Raw genomic sequence first — 2,265 nt, 5'->3', positions numbered from 1 at the left:
CCGAGCATGCGGAGCGCCAAACTCAGCAGCAGGCCCGCATGACGATCGTACAGCAAGCGCAGGGCCGAGGCGTCGCCGCGGGCGCAGCGACGTATCGTGTCTGTCTGTCCGTCGTCGCTGAAGTCAGTAGGTTTGGCGGCCAAGAAGGATTCTCAACTGAAACGGGCACGGCCCAGCCGGGTGGGATATTTCCCACAATGAGGGTATGACGCCTAGTGGTAAGTGTCTATTCCTGTCGTTGGTGCAGAGATCAGGTAATGGTGGATTCCGCCCTTTCCCGCGATAGTCAGGCGGACCGGCGGGTATCGGCATACCGGCTGTGTCCCCTGGTTGCCAGGAAATTGGCGGGCGACGTAATCTCCTGAAGGTGACAAAACCCATATCGGCGATCTGACCACCGCCTTAGGGGATCATGCCATGGAGAAAATTACAGCCAACAACGCTCCGGTTCAATCGCTTGACGAGTACTGGTTTGATCCTCGGGGGGCGGGAGTCAGTCAGCAGATCCGCTTATTCATCTAGGCGATGCTGAAGAGCGAACTGGAAGCAGCATTGAACCGTGGGCGGTATGAGCGCTCTGGATCTTTGCAGGGGTATAGGCACGGTCACCATGATTTTTTGGAAACAAGTGCCGCTGACGGAAGAGGTGAATACAGCCAGGATCGAGGGTTTTCACGCCATCAAGGAACTTCGATCTTGCCGGGCACACTCAACAACTGACATCAGGGACAGCGATTCTACCTGCACGCGCGAGGCGGCGTGATTGTTAATCAGCGGTGCCCGCCCATTTGCAACATGGGCCGGGACATCCCCGGTCTCCCGGAGGGCAGAGGGTCACTCGATACGTCGGGCGAGTTCAATGCGTGCGCGGTGTAGATGGCTCATCAGCGTGCCCATCGGAATGTTCAATCTGGCGGCAGTTTCGCGATAACTCAAGCCGTCCAGGCAGACCAGGACAATGGGGCAGCGCAGTTTCTCCGGCAGGGCAAATACCTCCGTGTACACCCGGGCCAAAGTGGCTCGTGCGATCACAATGCGCTCGATATCATCATCCGCAACATGGTTATCGTCCGTCAACTGGACCGACAACCGGTTATGTGAACTGCGCTTCTCATCGATCCAGATGTTTCTGATGATGCAATGCATCCAGTTTGATGGCTGCTTCACGATGGACAAGGATTGAGGATGGCTGAACGCGTGAACATAGGCTGTCTGAACAAGTTCGTCTGCGGCATCCTCTGATCTGGCCAGCGCGCGGGCAAACCGGCGCAGGTCGGGCAATAATTCGACAATAGCGTCGTGCCCGTCCCTTATGGTGATCGGAGTCATGGTATGATCCATCAAGCAAAATCGAAAACCGTGACCGTCTTCTGAAAAGAAGAGCGCCAGGTGCAAATTCCGCGAGAAAAGCAGTCGCGGAAGGATGGAGTGACGACTGGAACGGGTTTTTTAGTCATTTCATTCCGGTGTGGGCGTCGGCCTGCTGCACTTGGAGAGCGCCACTGATATTGGCGAGATGTGTCCTTCACAGAGGTGCTCTCCATTCCAGTGGACCTTGCTGTGCTTTTACTTACGCGATGGCGCCGTTGGTCCGACCTGGAAAGAAGCCGAAGCCGTTGCTCTTACCCCCCAGGTAAACGATGTTGAGGACCTGCTGCGGTGTACGGCTATAGGCAAGTCCGTTAAGATCTGTGGGGATCAGGTTGGCCCTTTCCAGCGTTCCGAGATCCTGATCGATCCCGTCAGGTCCATCCACTGCGTCGCGAAGATCGGATATGGCTTTGGCCTGATCGAGCAGGCCAAGCTGGTATAGGGCGGAACGAATAATGCCGGCATGGTAGGCTTCGGCTGCCAGGATGCCGGCAGCTGCTTCCAGAACGTCCGGGTTCGAAATAAAACGTGCAGCACCCTTATAGGCGGTGACGCCGACATCTTCGAAGATAAAGGCCGCGAGCAGAAAATTGGTCTCGTTGGCGTAAGGATCGAAGACTTGACCCGCCGAGATGAGCCCAGCGGCGCGTGCCGCCGTGGTGAAGCTTGTGTCCAAATTCAGCTTAGGGCGGGCAACCGCGGCATTGCCCAGCTGCGAGCGCAGGAAGACAACGTGGTTGTTTTCGTCTTCGGCAATTTCCATTGCGTACTGCTGAACGATCGGGCTGGTGAACGGAACTTGCCGGCCGCCACTGACCGGCCCAAAATGCCCCTGACCCTGAACATTCTTCAGCAGCAACCCTCTGCCGAAAGCAGCGCGTTGATAAAATTCAG

At 56.6% G+C, this 2,265-nt stretch carries 2 protein-coding genes; both read right to left on the bottom strand.

Features of this window, described 5'->3' with window-relative positions; all coding sequences use genetic code 11:
• Positions 1 to 834: 834 nt before the first annotated feature.
• Entirely contained in the window at positions 835 to 1,329 is a 495-nt protein-coding gene (locus AC5JJ6_RS10165) for an RNA polymerase sigma factor (RefSeq protein ID WP_496041926.1), read from the bottom strand.
• A gap of 241 nt (positions 1,330 to 1,570) precedes the next feature.
• On the bottom strand, positions 1,571 to 2,265 hold a 695-nt coding region (locus AC5JJ6_RS10160), incomplete at its 5' end, for a ferritin-like domain-containing protein (RefSeq protein ID WP_496041925.1).

This window comes from Skermanella sp., assembly GCF_059503625.1.
Note: the sequence above shows the minus strand (reverse complement) of the source record. Positions and strands in the feature narration are given on the sequence as shown.